20 protein-coding genes are annotated in these 19,408 nt (G+C 72.9%); 15 read left to right on the top strand and 5 right to left on the bottom strand.

All coding sequences use genetic code 11. From position 1 onward, the window contains the following. Nucleotides 1-118: 118 nt before the first annotated feature. From D9V36_RS15810 to D9V36_RS15770, 9 genes are all read left to right on the top strand, one after another. On the top strand, nt 119-313 hold the full coding sequence (locus D9V36_RS15810) for a hypothetical protein (RefSeq protein ID WP_006603310.1): 195 nt from the start codon (nt 119-121) through the stop codon (nt 311-313). A 110-nt stretch (nt 314-423) separates the two neighbouring features. Beyond that, entirely contained in the window at nt 424-1,410 is a 987-nt protein-coding gene (gene mshB / locus D9V36_RS15805; RefSeq protein WP_129294336.1) for an N-acetyl-1-D-myo-inositol-2-amino-2-deoxy-alpha-D-glucopyranoside deacetylase, read from the top strand. Further along, nucleotides 1,407-2,027: a DUF6113 family protein gene (locus tag D9V36_RS15800; protein ID WP_241720886.1), complete on the top strand. Its 621-nt coding sequence runs from the start codon at nt 1,407-1,409 to the stop codon at nt 2,025-2,027. The genes mshB and D9V36_RS15800 overlap by 4 nt, the downstream gene beginning before the upstream one ends. A gap of 215 nt (nt 2,028-2,242) precedes the next feature. Next, nucleotides 2,243-4,447: a hypothetical protein gene (locus D9V36_RS15795; protein WP_129294335.1), complete on the top strand. Its 2,205-nt coding sequence runs from the start codon at nt 2,243-2,245 to the stop codon at nt 4,445-4,447. A gap of 274 nt (nt 4,448-4,721) precedes the next feature. Further along, complete coding sequence (locus D9V36_RS15790) at nt 4,722-5,690, top strand: ABC transporter ATP-binding protein (protein WP_164992956.1); 969 nt, start codon at nt 4,722-4,724, stop codon at nt 5,688-5,690. Further along, the gene (locus D9V36_RS15785; protein ID WP_129294334.1) at nt 5,687-6,424 is read left to right on the top strand and encodes an ABC transporter permease; all 738 of its coding nucleotides are present in this window, start codon (nt 5,687-5,689) and stop codon (nt 6,422-6,424) included. The genes D9V36_RS15790 and D9V36_RS15785 overlap by 4 nt, the downstream gene beginning before the upstream one ends. Nucleotides 6,425-6,434: 10 nt before the next feature. After that, nucleotides 6,435-7,697 carry a sensor histidine kinase gene (locus D9V36_RS15780; protein ID WP_129294333.1) on the top strand — a complete coding sequence of 421 codons (1,263 nt, stop codon included), beginning with the start codon at nt 6,435-6,437 and terminating at the stop codon, nt 7,695-7,697. A gap of 145 nt (nt 7,698-7,842) precedes the next feature. Further along, nucleotides 7,843-8,448 carry a response regulator transcription factor gene (locus D9V36_RS15775; RefSeq protein ID WP_164992955.1) on the top strand — a complete coding sequence of 202 codons (606 nt, stop codon included), beginning with the start codon at nt 7,843-7,845 and terminating at the stop codon, nt 8,446-8,448. A 190-nt stretch (nt 8,449-8,638) separates the two neighbouring features. After that, complete coding sequence (locus D9V36_RS15770) at nt 8,639-9,766, top strand: PP2C family protein-serine/threonine phosphatase (RefSeq protein ID WP_129294331.1); 1,128 nt, start codon at nt 8,639-8,641, stop codon at nt 9,764-9,766. Here the strand turns inward: D9V36_RS15770 and D9V36_RS15765 are convergent. Both D9V36_RS15765 and D9V36_RS15760 read right to left on the bottom strand, forming a co-directional pair. After that, nucleotides 9,733-10,617 (bottom strand): transglutaminase-like domain-containing protein, encoded by an 885-nt coding sequence (locus tag D9V36_RS15765; protein ID WP_129294330.1) that lies wholly within the window; start codon nt 10,615-10,617, stop codon nt 9,733-9,735. The genes D9V36_RS15770 and D9V36_RS15765 overlap by 34 nt on opposite strands. A gap of 17 nt (nt 10,618-10,634) precedes the next feature. Continuing rightward, the gene (locus D9V36_RS15760; RefSeq protein WP_129294329.1) at nt 10,635-11,741 is read right to left on the bottom strand and encodes a GNAT family N-acetyltransferase; all 1,107 of its coding nucleotides are present in this window, start codon (nt 11,739-11,741) and stop codon (nt 10,635-10,637) included. 140 nt (nt 11,742-11,881) lie between these two features. Between D9V36_RS15760 and fdxA the strand changes: the two genes are divergently transcribed. Together fdxA and dapC are read left to right on the top strand one after the other, a co-directional pair. Further along, a complete protein-coding gene (gene fdxA, locus D9V36_RS15755) occupies nt 11,882-12,202 on the top strand; it encodes a ferredoxin (protein WP_030020287.1) in 321 nt (106 codons plus the stop codon). 182 nt (nt 12,203-12,384) lie between these two features. Continuing rightward, nucleotides 12,385-13,515, top strand: a complete 1,131-nt coding sequence (gene dapC / locus D9V36_RS15750; protein WP_129294328.1) for a succinyldiaminopimelate transaminase — start codon at nt 12,385-12,387, stop codon at nt 13,513-13,515. 77 nt (nt 13,516-13,592) lie between these two features. On the opposite strand, the gene D9V36_RS15745 is transcribed toward dapC, so the two are convergent. Together D9V36_RS15745 and D9V36_RS15740 are read right to left on the bottom strand one after the other, a co-directional pair. After that, nucleotides 13,593-14,051 carry an ATP-binding protein gene (locus tag D9V36_RS15745; RefSeq protein ID WP_129294327.1) on the bottom strand — a complete coding sequence of 153 codons (459 nt, stop codon included), beginning with the start codon at nt 14,049-14,051 and terminating at the stop codon, nt 13,593-13,595. Nucleotides 14,052-14,351: 300 nt separating this feature from the next. Then, the gene (locus D9V36_RS15740) at nt 14,352-15,281 is read right to left on the bottom strand and encodes a heavy metal transporter (RefSeq protein ID WP_129294326.1); all 930 of its coding nucleotides are present in this window, start codon (nt 15,279-15,281) and stop codon (nt 14,352-14,354) included. A 40-nt stretch (nt 15,282-15,321) separates the two neighbouring features. Here D9V36_RS15740 and dapE point away from each other — a divergent pair, with 40 nt between their 5' ends. Both dapE and D9V36_RS15730 read left to right on the top strand, forming a co-directional pair. Continuing rightward, on the top strand, nt 15,322-16,413 hold the full coding sequence (dapE, locus tag D9V36_RS15735) for a succinyl-diaminopimelate desuccinylase (RefSeq protein WP_129294325.1): 1,092 nt from the start codon (nt 15,322-15,324) through the stop codon (nt 16,411-16,413). 122 nt (nt 16,414-16,535) lie between these two features. Then, nucleotides 16,536-17,285, top strand: a complete 750-nt coding sequence (locus D9V36_RS15730) for a TIGR00730 family Rossman fold protein (protein ID WP_129294324.1) — start codon at nt 16,536-16,538, stop codon at nt 17,283-17,285. Between the two features lie 34 nt (nt 17,286-17,319). Here the strand turns inward: D9V36_RS15730 and folP are convergent, their stop codons facing one another. Beyond that, nucleotides 17,320-18,219, bottom strand: a complete 900-nt coding sequence (gene folP / locus D9V36_RS15725) for a dihydropteroate synthase (protein WP_129294323.1) — start codon at nt 18,217-18,219, stop codon at nt 17,320-17,322. Nucleotides 18,220-18,311: 92 nt separating this feature from the next. Here folP and D9V36_RS15720 point away from each other — a divergent pair, with 92 nt between their 5' ends. Beyond that, entirely contained in the window at nt 18,312-18,770 is a 459-nt protein-coding gene (locus D9V36_RS15720) for a DivIVA domain-containing protein (protein ID WP_241720884.1), read from the top strand. Further along, nucleotides 18,767-19,375, top strand: a complete 609-nt coding sequence (locus D9V36_RS15715) for a DNA-3-methyladenine glycosylase I (RefSeq protein ID WP_129294322.1) — start codon at nt 18,767-18,769, stop codon at nt 19,373-19,375. Before D9V36_RS15720 ends, D9V36_RS15715 begins: the two co-directional genes overlap by 4 nt. The last annotated feature ends 33 nt before the right edge of the window (nt 19,376-19,408 follow it).

Here is a 19,408-nt window from a genome sequence, read left to right as displayed (position 1 = left end):
CTTGGGTGCTGCGGGTACGGGGTAAAGAGCCCTTGGCATACCCGGTGTGCGGGTTCGTGGAGACGGCCCGTGTGCCACCAACTCTGTCCGGAACACGAGTACTTGGAGGTGAGCCGCCGTGGCACTCTCGATTTCGGCGGTGGTGCTGCTGGCGATCATCGTCTTCTTGCTTGTCAAGAAGTCCGGACTGAAGGCCCCGCATGCCTTGGTGTGCATGCTGCTGGGCTTCTATCTGGCCAGCTCGTCCATCGCGCCGACGATCAAGCAGCTGACGACGAACGTCGCCGGCATGCTGGGGAACATCAAGTTCTGAACCGCTCCCGCCCGGTCCCGTCCGCCGTGTGCCCGCCGCCCGGCCGGGCGTGCGGGGGGCGGCCGGGATCGCCCGTGGGAGGCGGGGCGGGCGGCTCGTAGGCTGTCCGTATGAGTCCTCAGCCCGCCCCGTCCCGGTCGGTCCCCTCCGGGGGAAGCGCTTCGCGCCCGGCTTCTTCCCGCCGGCTGCTGCTGGTGCATGCCCACCCCGACGACGAGTCGATCGTCAACGGTGTGACCATGGCCAAGTACGCGGCCGAAGGTGCGCAGGTCACCCTGGTGACCTGCACGCTCGGCGAGGAGGGCGAGGTCATCCCGCCCGAGCTCGCGCACCTCGCGCCGGACCGTGACGACACCCTCGGCCCGTACCGCGCCGGCGAGCTGGCCGCCGCGATGGAGGCCCTGGGCGTCACGGACCACCGCTTCCTCGGCGGGCCGGGCCGCTACCGGGACTCCGGGATGATGGGCGCGGTGCAGAACGAGCGGCCGGACGCCTTCTGGCAGGCCCCGCTCGACGAGGCGGCCGCCGATCTGGTGGCCGTGATCCGCGAGGTCAGGCCGCAGGTCCTGGTCGCCTATGACCCGCACGGCGGATACGGTCACCCCGATCACATCCAGGCCCACCGGGTGGCGATGCGCGGCGCCGAGCTGGCCGCCCGGGCGGATTTCCGGCCCGAGCTGGGCCGTGCGCATGCGATCGGGAAGATCTACTGGAACTGCACCCCGCGGTCCGTGGTCGAGGAGGGCTTCGCGCGGCTGCACGCGGCCGGCCACCGCTTTCCCGGGGTCGCCACGGTCGACGATGTGCCGGGCGTGGTGCCGGACTCCGAGGTCACGGCGGCCCTCCACGGCGATCCCGCGCAGATCGCCGCCAAGACCGCGGCGATGCGGGCGCACTACACCCAGATCGCGGTCGACGGGCCGTTCTTCGCGCTCTCCAACGACTTGGGCCAGCCGCTGCTCGGCTCGGAACACTATCGGCTGGTGCAGGGCGTCCCGGGCGTCGCGGCGGGCGCGCATGAGGACGACCTTTTCGCGGGTGTGGGCGAAATGGCGGGTATGGAGGAGAGTGTCCTTATCGAGGAGGTGGCGGAATGAGTACGGCGAAGGGTGGCGGGGGCGGCACCGAAGGCAACGGCCGGGCGGCTGCCGATAAGGGCGGCGCGGCTTCCGGCGGTAAGGGCGGCTCGCCCTCCGGCGGTAAGGGAGGCGCGGCGTCCGGAGGCAAGGGTGGCGCGGCCTCCGGTAACGGGCAGCGGTCCAGGGCGGGCTCGGCCGGCACGCCCGGTGCGCGGTCCGGCGCCCCCGTGGCGCCGCGGGCCGGTGCCGTACTGACCGCGCCGCTGACGCCGGGCCGGGTGGGCATATATGTGCTTCTTCTGGTCACCGGCGTGCTGGTCGCCTTCGCCGGAACGCTGGTGCAGGCGGCCTGGTTCCCCGGCGGGTTGGTGCTGGCGCTGGCCGGTGTCGGCGGTCTCTTCTATGGCGGCGTCCGGGCGACCGGCACCTCCGCGGGCGTGCTGGTGCCCGGCGGGGCCTGGCTGGTGACGGTGTTCCTGCTGCTGAGCAATGTCCGGCCGGAAGGCGACTTTCTTTTCGGCGCGGGGGTCGGTTCGTACATCTTCCTGCTGGGCGGCATCCTGGTCGCTGTGATCTGCGCCACCGCCGCCCAGATGCGCACGACGGCCGCCCGGTACGGGCGAGTTGGCGGATGACCTGGCCCATACCGGGACGGAAGCCGCGCGGGGCGGGGTGAACGGACCGGGTGCCGGGGGTTCGCCCGTGGCGACGGTGTTCGTACGCTCCCCGGGTGCCCGCCCGCGGCGGCCAGTATGGTGGTGCGCGCCGTCGCGCCGCCCTGGGGGCACCCCCCGGCCTGTGGCCGGGGATCATCTCTGACGAGCGGCGGAGCCAACCGGGAGAACCTGCTTTGAGTCGTGAATCTGACAGTTCGTCCTCCGGCCCTCAGGGTCGTGGCGGAGCCGCGTACCCATCAGGGACGCCGCCGTACGGCTCGCCCAGGGGAGATGCCGACGAGGCGCCGGCGCCCGGTGCCGCGGCGCAGCCGGAGGAGCCCAAAACCGAGACCACACTGACGACGCGGATCAAGATCAACATTCCGGGGTCGCGCCCCATCCCGCCGGTCGTCGTGCGCAAGCCCGTCGGTGAGGAGTCCGGCATGAACGGATCGGCTGCATCCGGCGGTCCCGCCGGTTCGCGCGGTACGCCCCGCCCTGCCCGCGGCAGCGAGCGGAACGCGGAGCGCACGGCGAACACCCCCCGGCCCGAGGCTCCGGCGGACGAGGCCCCCGCGGCCGGCCGGCCCGGCCAGGGCGAGAAGACCAGCGACTGGTTCGCGCCGCGCAAGCCGCAGGCCGGATCCGGCGGGCAGTCCTCCACCGGCTCCCACGCCGTGCCGCCCGCCCCGGGTGGTGAGACCCCGCCGCGCGCCCCGTCCGGCGCCAAGCCGCCGCAGCGCCCCGACCTTCCGTACTTCTCCGACAGCCCGGCCGCGCAGGACGGCCCTGCCCCGCAGGACGGCGCGTCGCCGTTCGACGGCGGCGCCCGGACCGGCGGAGGTGCGCGCCAGGGTGGCGGTTCGCCCTTCGACGAGGGTCCGCGCGGCGGCGGTTCGCCGTTCGACGGTGCGGGCTCCGGCGGCGGTACGCCGTTCGACGCCCCCGCCGGGCCCGCCCGTGACCACACCCCGTTCGACGCCCCGGCAGGCGGCGCGAACGGTCCGAACGGCCCGACGACCGGACCGGCGCGCGGCAACTCCGCGCTCAACCTCCCGCCCGGCTTCAGCGACCCCGGCTTCAGCGGCCCCGGCGCCGGCAACACGCCCCGGATCGACGACACCGCGGAGCTCACCCCGCAGCCGCCGGCGCCGCTCGCCGGGCCGGGCAGCGGCCTCGGCGCGCCCGGCGGTGTCACGGGCGGGCTGCCCGGCGGGCCGAAGGGCACGGCGCCCCGCGGTCCTGCGGGCAAGGGCGGCGCGAAGGGCACGCAGAGCGGTGGCCGGGACCGGGTGTCCGGCGACACGCTGGTCAGCGGCATCCCGAAGGTGCCCGGAGCCGACGGGCCGCAGTCGCCGCCGTCGCCGTTCGCGGCGGCCCCCGCCGACGACGGCGACCGGGCCGCGCCGAAGCCGCGGCCCAAGATCCCCGAGCCGATCAACCCGCCCAAGGCGGGCCGCAACAAGCTCGTCCTCGCGGGCGTGGCCGTGGTGGTCCTGGCCGGTGTCGCCTACGGCGCCGGGCTGCTGCTCGACCACGCCGACGTGCCCAACGGCACCACCGCGCTGGGCGTGGACATCGGCGGCACCACCAAGGAAGACGCCGTCAAGAAGCTGGAGGCGGCGCTCAAGGGCCGCCGCGCCACTCCGCTCAAGCTCACCGTGGACGGCAAGGCGGCGACCCTCGAACCCGACAAGGCCGGTCTGGACATCGACCCGCAGGCGACGGTCCGCAAGGCGGCCGGCCGGGACTACAACCCGGTCTCCGTCATCGGCTCGCTCTTCGGCGGTACCCGCCAGGCCGAGCCCGCGGTGGTCGTCGACGACGAGAAGCTGCAGATCGCGCTGGAGAACGCCGCAGGGCAGGCGGGCGCCGCGAAGGACGGCGGGATCGCCTTCGAGAACGGCAAGGCGGTGCCGCACTACGGCGTGCCCCACAAGGCGATCGATGTGAACGCCTCCAAGAAGAAGGTCACCGACGCCTACCGCAACCGCGCCACGACCGGCACCGACGCCCCGGTGGTGCTGGCGGCGAGCATCCAGCAGCCGCAGGTCGACAAGGCCGCGGTGAACAGGGCGATGAAGCAGTTCGCCGAGCCCGCGATGTCCGGCCTGGTGACGGTCCGTACGGATGCGGCGCACACGGTCTCCTTCAGCCCGCAGAAGTCCATCCCGAAGTTCCTGTCGTTCAAGATCGTGGACGGCGGTCTGGTGCCGTACTACGACCGTCCGGCCCTCAAGGAGCTCTACGGCGACACCTTCAACGGCGTCACGGTGACCAAGGGCGACGGCTCCAAGCACCCGGTCAGCGTCGAGGAGGTGGCGAGCGCCGTCGGCAAGGCGATGCTCGGCACGACCCCGGCCGAACGGGTCCAGACCATCGCCACGAACGGCAACTGAGCACGGACACGAGCGGCAGCTGGGCATCGCCGCACGGCGACCGACCGTCGCCACGTACGGCAACTGATCGCCGCCACGCACGGCAACCGACCGCCGCCACGCACGGCAACTGACCGCCGGGCGGCGCGAAACCGCAGGTGAGAGGCCCCCGCAGGGCGTCTTCCCGGAACACCCGGAGAAGACCCCTAGGGGGCCTCACCCATGACAGATGTCATGTCACAGTGCATACGGCCGACACTGCCGCGCGCGGGCCGGATCCCGGAAGCTGAAGCACATGACGACCACAGCGACCACCACACCCACCACCGCGCAGGGGGCGGACCGGGCACCCGTGGTCAGCTTCCGGCGGGTCAGCAAGAGTTACGGCGCGGTGCGCGCGGTGGCCGACCTGGATCTGGAGCTGTCCCCGGGAGAGACCGTCGCGCTCCTCGGCCCGAACGGCGCGGGCAAGTCCTCGGCCCTCGACCTGCTCCTCGGCCTGCGCAACGCCGACTCCGGCAGCGTGACCCTCTTCGGCACGACCCCGCAGCGCGCCATCGCACAGGGCAAGGTCGGCGCGATGCTGCAGAGCGGCGGCCTGATGGAGGGCGTCAAGGTCAAGGAGTTGGTCAAGCTCGCCCGCGATCTGCACCCGCGCGGCTATCCGCTCGACCGGATCCTGGCCACCGCCGGCATCACCGACATCGCCGACCGCCTGGTCGACAAGCTCTCCGGCGGCCAGGAACAGCGGGTGCGCTTCGCCCTCGCCACGGCCGGCGCCAATGACCTGATCGTGCTGGACGAGCCGACCACCGGTATGGACGTCTCCGCCCGGCAGACCTTCTGGGGCGCGATGCGCCGGCAGGCCGAGCAGGGCCGTACGGTCCTCTTCGCGACGCACTACCTCGAAGAGGCCGACGAGATCGCCGACCGGGTGATCGTGCTGCACCGCGGCCGGGTGCTCGCCGACGGCACCGCCGCCGAGATCAAGGCCAGGGCGGGCGCCCGCAGGGTCAGCTTCGAGCTCGACGAGCCGGTCGACCGCGAGGCGCTGCAGAGCCTGCCGTCCCTGGCCGCCCTGGAGATCTCCGGCCGCACGGTCCGCATCCGGTCCCACGACGCCGATGCCACCGTCCACGCCCTCTACGGCCTCGGCCTGCGCCCGCAGCACCTCGAAGTCACCGGCCTCGGTCTGGAGCAGGCCTTCATCGCCCTGACCACCGCTTCCGACGCGACCCCCACCGCCGAGGAGGCGGCCCGATGACCACCCTGATCAAGCTGGAGATCATCCGCGCACTGCGCAACAAGAAGTTCCTCTTCTTCTCGGTGATCTATCCGCCGGCGCTGTACCTGATCATCGCCGGCGGTGCGGACAGCAAGCCGATCCCCGGGATGAAGCTGGACATGGCGCTCTACTTCATGGTCTCCATGGCCACACTCGGTGCCCTGACCGCCGTGCTGATGGGCAACAGCGAGCGCATCGCCAAGGAGCGGGAGACGGGCTGGGTGCGGCAGCTGAGGCTGACGGCCCTGCCCGGACGCGGTTATGTCGCCGCCAAGATGGCCTCCGCCGCGACCGTCAGCCTGCCGTCGATCCTGCTGGTCATGATCGTCGCCGCGGCGGTCAAGGGCGTACGGCTCGAAGCCTGGCAGTGGATCTCCATCGCCGCCTGCACCTGGCTCGGCAGCTTCGTCTTCGCCGCCCTGGGCGTCGCCATCGGCTATCTGGCCACCGGTGACGCGGTCCGCCCGATCACCATCCTGTGCTACTTCGGCCTGGCCCTCCTCGGCGGGCTGTGGATGCCGCTGACGGTCCTGCCGCAGTGGGCGCAGGACATCGCAGAATGGCTGCCGACACATGCGTACACCGCGCTCGGCACCGCCGTGGAGGCCGGTGGGGCACCGCATATGAAGGACATGGCCATACTGGCCGGGTATCTGCTGGTCTTCGCCGGCGGCGCGGCCTGGCTCTACCGCAAGGACACCCGGAAGGCGTGAGGCACCGGAGATGGAGAGCGAGCCCGGGGCCGGCGGCCCCATAAGGATCGGGCAGGAGCCCCGCAACCGCCGCCAGGCGGTCGCCAAGACGATGTGGGTCGGCGTCTGGCTGCTGTATCTGGCCGGGCCGGTGGCCCAGCTGCTGCAGCCCGGTGTCCCCGCCGCCGAGCGGATCTGGGGCGGCCTGGGGATCACCCTCTTCGTGCTCTCCTACGTGCTGCTGGTCTTCCGGCACATGTGGTGGAAGATGACCGGCCTGCTGCAGTACGGCGGGCCGGCCCTGATGCTGGCGCTGGCCACCGCGCTCTCGTGGACGCTGGGCTTCTCCTGGCTGGTGCTGTTCATCTTCACCAGCGTGGCCTGCGCCGTGGTGCTGCCCTGGCGGGAGTCGCGCTGGGCCATCCCCCTGGTGACCGTGGTGCTGCTCGCCGTCGGGGTGCGCTATCCGGAGATCCGCGGCTACTACCTCTTCGCCTACGGCCTGCCCGCGCTGGGCGTCGGTTTCATGATGGTCGGGGTACAGCATCTGATCCATACGACCGCGGAGCTGCGCGCCGCCCGCCAGGAGGTCGCCCGCCTCGCCGCCAACGACGAGCGGCTGCGCCTCGCCCGCGATCTGCACGACCTCCTCGGCCACTCCCTCTCGCTGATCACGCTCAAGAGCGAGCTGGCCGGGCGGATGCTGCCGGACCGGCCGTCCGACGCCGCCCGGCAGATCGCCGACATCGAACAGGTCAGCAGGCAGGCGCTGGTCGATGTGCGGGAGGCCGTCACCGGCTACCGACGGCCGCGGCTCGCCGTCGAACTCGCCGGGGCGCGGACCGCGCTGCGTACGGCAGGGGTGCAGGTCACCGCCGACCCCGCGCTGGAGGGCGAACACCGCGGGCTCGCCACCGATGCGGAGAGCGCGCTGGCCTGGGCGCTGCGGGAGGCCGTGACCAATGTCGTACGGCACAGCGGCGCCCAGCGCTGCGAGCTGCTGCTCGCCGAGGAGTGGGAGGCCGACGAACGCTGCTGCCTGTGCCTGACGGTGATCGACGACGGCGCCGGACCGCCCCGCACCCAGCACGACGGCAATGGCCTCAGCGGTCTGCGCGAACGCCTCGCCCTGGCCGAAGGCCGCCTGGAAACCGGCCCCGCCCCGCGGGGCCGCGGCTTCGCCCTCCGGGCCTACGTACCCCTGGCCGCGGACCGGAGGAGTGCTGCTGCCCCGGGGAGCGCCGCGGCCCCCGCCCCGGAGATATCCCCCGAGCCCGCCGCCGACCCGGCGTAGGCGCGCAGTCCGGGCGCACACACAGCCCGGCGTACACACGCGGTCCGGCGTACACACGCGGCCCGCGCAGGCGCAGGAGACGCACCGGACCATGCGCCGGCAGGCCCACTCCTCCCGCTCCCCCATACGGCTTAAGGTGACCCGCATGATCAGACTGCTGTTGGCGGAGGACCAGTCGATGGTCCGGGAGGCGCTGGCCGCGCTGTTGTCGCTGGAGGACGATCTGGAGGTCGTGGCACAGGCGGCGCGCGGGGACGAGGTGCTTGCGGCGGCGCGCGCCCACGCCGTGGACGTCGCGCTCCTGGACATCGAGATGCCCGGCATCAGCGGACTGGACGCCGCGGCCGCGCTGCGTGATGAGCTGCCCGGCGTGAAGGTCGTCATCCTCACCACCTTCGGCCGCCCCGGCTATCTGCGGCGCGCGATGGAGTGCGGCGCCGATGCCTTTCTGGTCAAGGACGCCCCGGCGGCCCGGCTCGCCGAGGCGGTACGGCGTGTACTGCGCGGCGAGCGCGTCATCGACCCGGTGCTGGCCGCGGCCGCGCTCGCCGACGGCGCCAGCCCGCTGACCGAGCGCGAGCGGGAGGTGCTGCGGACCGCCGCCGACGGCTCCACCAACGCCGAGATCGCCGACGCCCTGCACCTGTCCCGGGGCACGGTCCGCAACTACCTCTCCACGGCCATCCAGAAGACCGGCGCCCGCAACCGCGCGGAGGCGGTCGTGACGGCCCGCGACAAGGGCTGGCTGTAGAACCCAGGCCCCGGAAGCCCGAGCCCGGTCCAGGCCCCGGAAGCCCGAGCCCGGCCCCGGCCCCGGGAGCCCGGCCCCGGCCCGGCCCCGAAAGCCCGGCTGCGGCCCCCGCCCCCACCCCACCCCAGGAGCCGCCGGGGACCTTGGCCCCTGTGCGGTGCCGGGCGGCGTCCCGCACTCTTGAAGTGTTATGCCTGCCGACCGGCAGACGGAGAGCAAACGCCTTGCTCCCGCGCTGCTCATCCTTGCGATCTTCGTCGTCGCGGTCCTGGACGCCACGACCAGCCCTGAGCTGCACATCTCGGCCTTCCTGGGCATCGCCCCGCTGTACGCCGCGCTGCGCTGTTCGTTCCGGGTGACGCTCCTGGTGGCCGCCGTCTTCGTGGTGTGTCTGGTCCCAGTCGACCTCTTCACGGTGCCCGACTGGGCTCCGGCCAGCCGGGTCGTCAGCATCTTCGGCGTGGTCCTGGTGGCCGTCTTCTCCCTGGTGCTGTGCCGCACCCGCCTGCAGCGTGAGGCATTGCACGCCCGTACGCGCATGGTCGCCGACACGGTGCAGCGGGCGATGCTGCGCGAGCTGCCGCTCAGCGCGGGCGCGGTCGAGGCGTACGGCTTCTATGTCTCCGCCCAGGAGGGGGCCCGGGTCGGCGGCGACATCTACGAGGCCATCGAGACCCCGCACGGGCTGCGGCTGATGATCGGCGATGTGCAGGGCAAGGGCATGCCGGCGATCGGGGCGGGCCTGGAGGTGCTGGCGTCGTTCCGGGAGGCCGCCCAGCATGTGGACTCGCTGGAGGAGGTGGCCGACCGCATGGAGCAGGCGCTGGCCCGCTACAACACCCGCTCGGTCGAGCAGGGCGCCGACGAGCGCTTCGTCACGGCGCTGCTGATGGAGGTGCGCGACCCGGGCGGCCTGCCGCAGGGCCGGGTACTGTCCTGCGGCCATATCCCGTACTACCTGGTGCGCGACGGCAAGGTCTACGAACGCCGGGAGGGCGAGGGCGGGCTGCCGCTGGGCCTGGGCACGCTCAGCGGCGAGCCCCGGCACAGCGTCCGGGTGCACCCCGAGCCCGACGACTGGCTGGTGCTGTGCACGGACGGGGTGACCGAGGCGCGCGGCAAGGACGGCGCGTTCTACCCGCTGGCCGAACGGCTGGCCGGGTGGACGGACCTGGAGCCCGCCGAGCTGGCCCAGACCCTCCGGGCCGACCTGGAGAGCTTCACCGACGGTGAGCTCAAGGACGACGCGACCGCGCTGGTCGTCCGCCGCAGCCCCGCCGCCGCTCAGTTGAGCATGGCGCGCGCCGCGGCGGCCTGACGCCGTATCGCCTTCGCCCCGGCCGGGTCGACCGCCTCCACCACCCCGGCGTACTCCTCCAGCTCGGCCGCCCCGGCAAGGAACTCGCCGCGCTGGACCAGCAGTTGGGCGCGCTCCAGGCGCAGCCGCGCCGGGTGGCTCGGCAGCAGCAGCGACAGCTCCAGCGCCCACAGCTGCACCGCGCTGTGCTCCGGGCGCGCCTGCGCCCAGGCCCGGATGTTGTTGAGCACCCGCAGCACGATCTCCAGCGGATCGGCGGGCGTCGTCATCCGCGCACTCAGCGGCTCACCGGTGGCGCCGGCGACCAGCATCCCCGCGTCCTCCTCGGTGAGCAGCCGCCCGCCCGCGAACGGATCGGCCAGGACGTGCGCACCGGCCGGATCGCCGAAGCCGACGACGAAATGACCCGGCAGGGCCACCCCGTAGACGGGTGCGCCGGCCCGCCGCGCCACCTCCATCCACACCACCGACAGCAGGATCGGCAGGCCGCGGCGCCGCCGCAGCACCTCGTGCAGCAGCGAGGACTCCAGCCGCCGGTAGTCGGCGGGGGAGCCGCCGAAGCCGCAGCGGGTGCCCAGCAACTCGGCGAGGTTGCGGGCCCAGGCACCGGGGCCACCGGCCGGGGAGTAGGGGAGGAGCCCGGCCAGCCGGTCCAGCTCGATCTGGACCGCGTCACCACCCGCCTCGTCCAGCGCGGGGTCGGCCTCGGCGCCGATCAGCAGGCACAGCACCGCCAGATCGGGCCGCTCGGCACGCGCCGCGTCGGCGAACTGCCGCCGCCGCGCGGCGCGGCCGCCGTCCGGCTCCGGCTCGGGTTCCGGCTCGGGTCCGGGTCCGGGTGCGTGGGGCATGGCAGTGGGCTCCCCGCTCAGTGCCGGCCGCCGCCCGGCAGGGCCCGCCGGTAGTGGTAGCCGTGGTGGTCGGTGAAGCCGAGCCGGTCGTAGAACGCGAGCGCGCCCGTGTTGTCCGCCTCGACCTGCAGATACGCGGCCGAGGCGCCCTCCGTGAGGGCCCGCTCGGCGAGCGCCGCCATCACCCGGGTGGCCAGCCCCCGGCGCCGCGCGGCCGGTGCCACCTCGACCGCCGCGAAACCCGCCCAGCGCCCGTCGACGACCAGCCGCCCGATCGCCGCCGCCCGGCCGTCCGCGTCGTGCACCGTCGCGAACCACACCGAGGGCCCGCCGGTCAGCACCTTCAGAGCGGCCCGCGCGGCCTCGCCGCTCGGGCCGCCCCCGCCGGTCCGGTTGTACAGCGCCAGCCAGTCCGCGTCCGGTTCCCTGGACAGGGCGACGCGGGCGGGTGCACCCCCGACGGGGCGGGAGGGAGTATCCGTGTCGAGGTCGGCGAGCGGTGCCAGGGCCGCGATCCGGACCCGGGTGTGCCGCTCGGCGGCCCAGCCGCGCTCGGCCAGCGCCGAGGCCAGCTCCTCGTCGGTGCCGGCCTGCCCGGTGGCGACCGTGATCACCGCCGGCAGCCCGCGCGCTTCATACCACCGGCCGATCCGCTCCAGCGCCGTGTCCAGGGGGACGCCCGGGTCGCCGAGCGGCAGGACGGAGTTGGCGCGGCGGGTGAAGCCCCCGGAGGCCCGCAGCGTCCATTCCCCGAGCGGTTCCGTCTCCGCGGCGGGCCAGCCGCGGGCGGCGATCCGCTGGAGTTCCAGGGCGGTGGCCGACGGGCCCCGGCGGCGGGCCGGTGCCGTCGAGGAGGGGTCCGGGGATCCTTGCGGGCCGGCGGCCGGGCGGCGGGCGGGCACGACCTTGGCCGCCACCAGCGAGGACTCCTCGATCGCGACGCATTCACCGTTGCGTCGTGTGATGCTCAGCACACCTTCATCCCAGGATGTGAGAACCCCGACCGCGTCCGTGAACGCCGGCTCCCCCGCTCCGCCCCCGGTCAAGCGCCGGACGGATACCCTTTTGCCCACGTCAGCATGGGTGATGCGGACTTCTGCGTGGCCGCCGGCCAGGAATTCCATCGCTCAAACCGCCCCTCTTGTTCGTCTCGCGCCCGGGAACGGAGATACTAGATGGCGGGCATCGACGACGCCGCGCTCCCGCGCGCCCAGCGGCGGTACTGCCAATCGGTCCGCCGGCCCTACCGAGGAGGAACGACAGCGTGACCTACGTCATCGCGCAGCCTTGTGTCGACGTCAAGGACAAGGCGTGCATCGAGGAGTGCCCGGTCGACTGCATCTACGAGGGCAAGCGGTCCTTGTACATCCACCCGGACGAATGCGTCGACTGTGGTGCCTGTGAGCCGGTCTGCCCGGTCGAGGCGATCTTCTACGAGGACGACACCCCGGAGGAGTGGAAGGACTACTACAAGGCCAATGTGGAGTTCTTCGACGAGCTCGGCTCGCCCGGTGGCGCCAGCAAGCTCGGCCTGATCGAGCGCGACCACTCCTTCATCGCGGCCCTTCCGCCGCAGAACCAGTAACGACGCGAGGCCCAAGGGGGAGCAGCCCACCCGCTCCCTCTCGCCTCCGATGTCGTCGGGGGCACCTCCCGGTGTGAGCCGGGAGAGGTCGCACGGCGCCAACCGGTCCTGTACGGCCAGCCCGCCGTACGGGACCGGCGCGTTGTGCGCCGGGTTCCGGCACCACCGAGAAAGAGAGCACCGTGGGCGCAGCACCTTCCTCCCGGCCCGTCTCGCGGGGGTCGCTCCGTGACCGTCTTCCGGACTTCCCCTGGGACCGGCTGGAGCCGTACAAGGCCACTGCCGCCGCACACGCCGACGGCATCGTCGACCTGTCCGTCGGCACCCCGGTCGACCCGGTCCCCGCGCTGGTCCAGCAGGCACTGACCGCGGCGGCCGACAGCCCCGGCTATCCGACGGTGTGGGGGACGGCCGCGCTGCGTGACGCGCTCACCGGCTGGGCGGCCGACCGGCTCGGCGCCCGGGGGCTGGAGCACACCAATGTGCTGCCGGTCGTCGGCTCCAAGGAGCTGGTGGCCTGGCTGCCGACCCAGCTGGGCCTGGGCCCCGGCGACAAGGTCGCCCACCCGCGCCTGGCCTACCCGACGTACGAGGTCGGTGCCCGCCTGGCCGGCGCCGAGCCGGTCGCCTACGACGATCCCTGGGAGCTGGACCCCAGCGGCCTGAAGCTGCTCTGGCTGAACTCGCCGTCCAACCCCACCGGCCGGGTGCTCGGCGCCGACGAGCTGCGCCGCGCCGTCGCCTGGGCGCGCGAGCACGGGGTGCTGGTCGTCAGCGACGAGTGCTACCTGGAGCTGGGCTGGGAGGCCGACCCGGTCTCCGTGCTGCACCCGGACATCTGCGGCGGCTCCCACGACGGCCTCGTCGCCGTGCACTCCCTCTCCAAGCGCTCCAACCTGGCCGGCTACCGCTCCGCCTTCCTCGTCGGCGACGCCGCGGTCCTCGGCGACCTGCTGCAGATCCGCAAGCACGGCGGCATGATGATCGGGGCCCCGGTGCAGGCCGCCACCGTCGCGGCGCTGGGCGACACCGCCCATGTCGCCGAACAGCGCGAGCGCTACGCCCGCCGCCGTACCGCACTGCGCGGCGCCTTCGAGGCCGCGGGCTTCCGCATCGAGCACAGCGAGGCCTCGCTCTACCTCTGGGCGACCCGCGACGAGTCCTGCTGGGACACCGTCGGCGACCTCGCCAAGCGCGGCATCCTCGTCGCCCCCGGCGACTTCTACGGCGAGGCGGGGGAGCGGTTCGTACGGATCGCCTTCACCGCCACCGACGAGCGGGTGGCCGCCGCGGTGCGCCGGCTGGCGCAGTGAGCCGCGTCTGACCACGCGCAGGGGCCCGGGGAGAGCGAACTCCCCGGGCCCCTGCGCGTCCGCGGGCGGACGGCCGGTCAGCGGCCGCCGAGCGGAAGGCCGCCGAGCAGGCCCTGAGCCGGTGCGAGCAGGCCCTTGGAGGACCCGACCAGGCCCTTGGCCGCCTCGAGTGGCAGCGTGTTGGTCGAGACGCCGTGCTTGGCGATCGGGCGGACCATGCCCTCCGCCTTGTCCGCGGCACCCTGGGTGGTCGGCATGGCCTTCTTCACGACCGGGCCGGCGGTCTCCACGAGCGCCGGGGCGAGCTTCGTCGCCGCCTTGTTGCCGGCCTCGTTCACCAGGCCGACGCCGTGGCGCGCGGTGTGGTCCAGGGTCCGGCTGGTGTTCTGGGAGTCCAGGGGCGCCGTCAGCCCGCCGAGTGTCTTGGCGGGCAGATCCGCGGCGCTCGCGGAGCCGGCCGCAGCGACCACGGGAGCGGCACCCGCTGCAACGAGCAGGGCGGCTCGGGCGATCCGACGCGTAACGGGGTGGGACATGGTGCTCCTTTTACGGAGAAGGACTCGTACTTCTGACAGATGTGCCATATCCGCCTGGCGGACGCACTGACTACCGCGTCAGAACCCCGAAGGTTGCGGTGAACTCCGGTAAAGAGTTGGTAACGCGTCACATAATCGGGCTCGGAAAAAAGGGCAATATGCGCACGGCTCGACGGGCCGCGGAAACGTCACGCCCCTTTGCGGACAAGGGAATTACCGGAGTGCGCGAAAGTGCTGGGCCAACTCCCTTACGGCGCAGGCGAATTGCTGCCCCGCACTCCTCCCGGGGGAACCGGCAAACTATTGCCCGGTGATGATACGAACGTCGCGCGCGGCCGCCGCGGAGGCGGCCGGCTTCTGCTGCCAGCCGTTCCCCGAATCGGCCGCGGTCCACGTCCGGCCGGCGTAAGAGATCTGTTCGATGTGCAGCTCGGCGGAGTGCGCCATCGCCCACGTCGCCAGCTCCCAGCCGCGCCGCGGGGTATCGCCCACGGCCATCGCGCCGGCCGCCCGCACCGGTATCGTCACCCCGCGCCCGCCGCCCGCGGCGCTCCCGCCGGCGCCCGCCCGCGGCAGCACCCGGGGGCCGAACTCCCGCACCAGCTTCTCCCGCACCTTCGCGGCGCCGCCCGCCGCCCTGCTGTCCACCGGGCGGCTCTCGGTGCAGGTCATCGCGCCCTCGTCGCGGCCGGTGAGAGCCCCGGTCAACTGTGCCGCGTTCGCCTCGTGCTTGGCGTAGGCCTGCGGGTAGCCGCTGTGCTGCACCCGCTGTGCGGCGACGGTCAGCGGGAGCCGGGAGTAGCCGGGCACATGCTCCAGATGCCGGTAGAACTCCCCGGCCGAGTAGACCGGATCCATGATCTTCTGCACGGTGCCCCAGTCCTGCGACGGCCGCTGCTGGAAGAGCCCGACCGAATCCCGGTCACCGAATTCGAGATTGCGCAGCCCCGACTCCTGCATCGCGGTCGCCAGCGCGATGGTCACCGCCCGCTCCGGCAGCCCGCGCGAGGACGCCACGGCCGCGATCGTCGCGGCGTTCGCGGCCTGCTCGGGGGAGAGCTCGTAGGCATCGGCGTCGCCCGCGCCGCGCACCGTGCAGCGCGGTGCTCCCGGGCCGCCGGTGATGTACTGCACCGCGACATAGCAGGCCAGTCCGATGAGCACGGCGACGGCCGCGGCGATACGCCACGGGCGGGTGCGGCGGACGGAGGGTGAGGGCTGCGCGGACACGCGCCTACCGTACTGGAGTGCTGCGGATAGGGTCGGATCCATGGAGCGCCGCACAGACCACCCCGCCCTCGACCTGTCGCTCGATGCCGCCGCGCTCACCGCGCAGCTCGTCGACTTCCCTTCCGAGAGCGGCAACGAGAAGGACCTCGCCGACGCCGTCGAGCACGCCCTGCGCGGACTCGGGCACCTGACCGTCGACCGCCATGGCAACAACGTCGTGGCCCGCACCGACCTGGGCCGCGACGAGCGGGTGGTGCTCGCCGGGCACCTCGACACCGTGCCGATCGCCGGCAACGTCCCCTCCCGGCTGGACGAGAACGGCGTCCTGTGGGGCTGCGGCACCTGCGACATGAAGTCCGGCGTCGCCGTCCAGCTGCGGATGGCCGCCACGGTCCCGGCGCCCAACCGCGACCTGACCTTCGTCTTCTACGACCAGGAAGAGGTCGCCGCGCACCTCAACGGGCTCGGACATGTCGCCGACGCCCACCCCGACTGGCTCGCCGGTGACTTCGCCGTCCTCCTGGAGCCCTCCGACGGCCAGGTGGAGGGCGGCTGCCAGGGCACCCTGCGGGTCCTGCTGCGCACCACCGGTGAGCGCGCGCACTCGGCCCGCAGCTGGATGGGCGGCAACGCGATCCACGCCGCCGCGCCGATCCTGGCGAAGCTCGCCGCCTACGAGCCGCGCCGCCCGGTCATCGACGGCCTCGAATACCGCGAAGGCCTCAACGCCGTACGCGTCGAGGGCGGCGTCGCCAACAACGTCATCCCCGACGCCTGCACGGTCACCGTGAACTTCCGCTACGCGCCGGACCGCACCCCCGACGAGGCGCTGGCCCATGTACGCGAGGTCTTCGCCGACTGCCCGGTGGACGAGTTCGTCGTCGACGACCACTCCCCGGGCGCGCTGCCCGGACTGTCCCACCCGGCGGCCAAGGCCTTCATGGCGGCCGTCGGCGGCAGCGCGATGCCCAAGTTCGGCTGGACCGACGTCTCGCGCTTCAGTGCGCTGGGCGTCCCGGCCGTCAACTACGGCCCCGGTTACTCGCTGCTGGCGCACAAGAAGGACGAACGGGTTGAAATCGACCGCATCCTCCACTGTGAGGAGCGGCTGCGCGCCTGGCTGACCGCCTGAGGGCCCGGTTGCCCCCACGGGAGCGGGCCCGGCCGTACGCCTCCGCACCGAATTCCCCTGCGCTTCACGTCCGCGGATCTACGCTGAAACGGCAAACGATCTGCCAGCGGAGGGAGCACGACATGGCCAGTCCCGAGGGAGCACCGGTCCCCGAGGAGCAGCGGCTGGGTCCCGTACTGCGCCGCCAGGACCAGGTGCGGACCGGCACCACGGACCAGCGTCTGCTGGACTCCGAGGGCCCCTCCGAGTGGGTGCACACCGACCCCTGGCGCGTGATGCGCATCCAGTCGGAGTTCGTCGAGGGATTCGGCGCGCTGGCCGAGCTGGGCCCGGCCGTCAGCGTCTTCGGCTCGGCCCGTACGCCGCGTGACTCCAAGGAGTACGACGCCGGCGTGCGGATCGGCCGGGCCCTGGTCGACGCCGGTTTCGCGGTGATCACCGGCGGCGGCCCCGGCGCCATGGAGGCCGTCAACAAGGGCGCCAACGAGGCCGGTGGCACCTCTGTCGGGCTGGGCATCGAGCTGCCCTTCGAGCAGGGCATGAACGAGTATGTGAACCTCGGCGTCGACTTCCGGTACTTCTTCGTCCGCAAGACGTGTTTTGTGAAGTACGCCCGCGGGTTCGTGGTGCTCCCCGGCGGGCTCGGCACCCTCGACGAGCTCTTCGAAGCGCTCACCCTCGTCCAGACCCGTAAGGTCACCCGCTTCCCGATCGTGCTGTTCGGCACGTCCTACTGGAGCGGACTGGTCGACTGGCTGCGCGACACCCTCATCGCCGAGGGCAAGGCGTCGATGCACGACCTGGAGCTCTTCCACCTCAGCGACGACGTGGACGAGGCGATCGCGCTGGTGACCAAGGAGGTCGGGATCTGAGGCGGGTCCGCCGAATCCGCCCGGCCCGGATTCCTCAGGCCAGTCCCCGGCGGGCGACCGCCGGGGGCCGGTGGCCGGTGATCGAGGCCACCATGTCCAGCACCTGCCGGGTCTCGGCGACCTCGTGGACCCGGTAGACCCGGGCGCCCAGCCAGGCCGAGACGGCGGTGGTCGCGAGGGTGCCGAGCACCCGCTCCTTGACCGGCCGGTCCAGCGTCTCGCCGACGAAGTCCTTGTTGGACAGCGAGACCAGCACCGGGAACGGCGTATCCCCTGCCCCGGGGAAGCCGAGCTCCCGGGGAACGGCCCGCGCCATCTCGTCCAGCCGGCGGGTCGCCTCCAGGCTGTGCCGGGTGTTCTTCCCGAAGTCGTGCCCCGGATCGATCATGATCGCGTCGCGCCGGACGCCCAGCTCCACGGCCCGCTCCGCGAGGCCGAGCGTCACCCGCAGGATGTCGTCCATCACGTCGTCGTAGGTCACCCGGTGCGGGCGGGTACGCGGCTCGGCGCCGCCCGCGTGTGTGCACACCAGGCCCACGTCGTAGCGCGCGGCGACCTCGGCGAGCCGCGGATCGGCCCCGCCCCAGGCGTCGTTGAGCAGATCCGCGCCGGCCTCGCACACCGCCTCGCCGACCTCGTGGCGCCAGGTGTCGACGCTGATCACCACGTCGGGGAAGCGCTTGCGGACCTCGGCCACGAACCCGACCGTGCGGCGGGCCTCCTCCTCGGCGCTGACCTCCTCGCCGGGGCCGGCCTTGACGCCGCCGATGTCGATGATCGCGGCACCGTCGGCCACCGCCTGTTCCACGCGGGCCAGCGCGGGTTCGTCACGGAAGGTGGCGCCCTGGTCGTAGAACGAGTCCGGCGTCCTGTTGACGATCGCCATGATCACCGGCTCGTGCGCCCCGAACTCGCGATTCCCCAGCCGCAGCATTCCCGCACTCCCTCTCCGTGGTCCGGGAGCGACCCTAACTGTCACACCCGCATGGCACGATCAGTGCAGGCACATAGTCCGGGGAGTTGGTCGTGTTCTGGTTCTTGCTGATCGCGATGGTCGTGGTGGTGGCGGCCGTCACCCTCGTGGTCGTCGGCGGCGGTGACGGCGGTGGGCTGCGGGATTCCGAGCCGGACCAGCTGTACGACCCGCTGCCGGAAGACCGCCCGGTGGCCCGCGCCGATGTGGAAGCCGTGCGCTTCCCGGTGACCGTCCGCGGATACCGGATGAACGAGGTCGACGACGCCCTGGACCGCCTGGGCGCCGAGCTGGCCGAGCGTGACGCCCGGATCGCCGAGCTGGAGGCGGCGCTGGCCGGTGTGCACGCCTCCGCCATGGGCGGCCCGGGACTGATACAGGACGGCCCGCCCCTGCTCGGGCCGTTGGAGGAGAAGCGGCTCGCCCCGGAGGAGAAGCGGCGCGCCCCGGAGAACGACCGGCAGCCGTCCGAAGGCTCCGGGGCGACACGGGAAGGCGGGGAGGGGGCATGAGCGGTGTGGTGACCGAACCGGACGGCATCCCGCGCTGCCCGTGGGGGATGGAGTCGGCGCAGATGGCCGACTACCGCGCCTACCACGACACCGAATGGGGCCTGCCGGTCCACGGCGACGACGCGCTCTTCGAGCGGATGAGCCTGGAGGCGTTCCAGTCCGGGCTCTCCTGGATCACGATCCTGCGCCGCCGCCCCGGCTTCCGCGCCGCGTTCGCCGGCTTCCGGATCGCCGAGGTGGCGCGGTTCACCGACGCGGACGCCGAGCGGCTGCTCGCCGACCCGGGCATCATCCGCAACCGCGCCAAGATCGCCGCGACGATCAACAACGCCAGGATCGCCGCCGAGCTGGCCGCGGGCGAGCTCGACGCGCTGATCTGGTCCTACGCCCCCGACCGGGCAGGCCGGCCGGTGCCGCGGACCGTGAGCGATCTGCAGCCGGTGACCCCGGAGTCGACGGCGCTCGCCAAGGACCTCAAGAAGCGCGGCTTCCGCTTCGTCGGCCCGACCACCGCCTACGCGATGATGCAGGCCTGCGGCCTGGTCAACGACCATCTGGCGGACTGCCATGTCCGCCGCGCCGTGGAAGCGGCGGCGGCCGGCTGACCCGGCCGGGACGGCACGGGCCGCCGGTCGGAC

Source organism: Streptomyces lydicus, from assembly GCF_004125265.1.
Taxonomy (GTDB): Bacteria; Actinomycetota; Actinomycetes; order Streptomycetales; family Streptomycetaceae; genus Streptomyces; species Streptomyces lydicus_C.
Note: the sequence above shows the minus strand (reverse complement) of the source record. Positions and strands in the feature narration are given on the sequence as shown.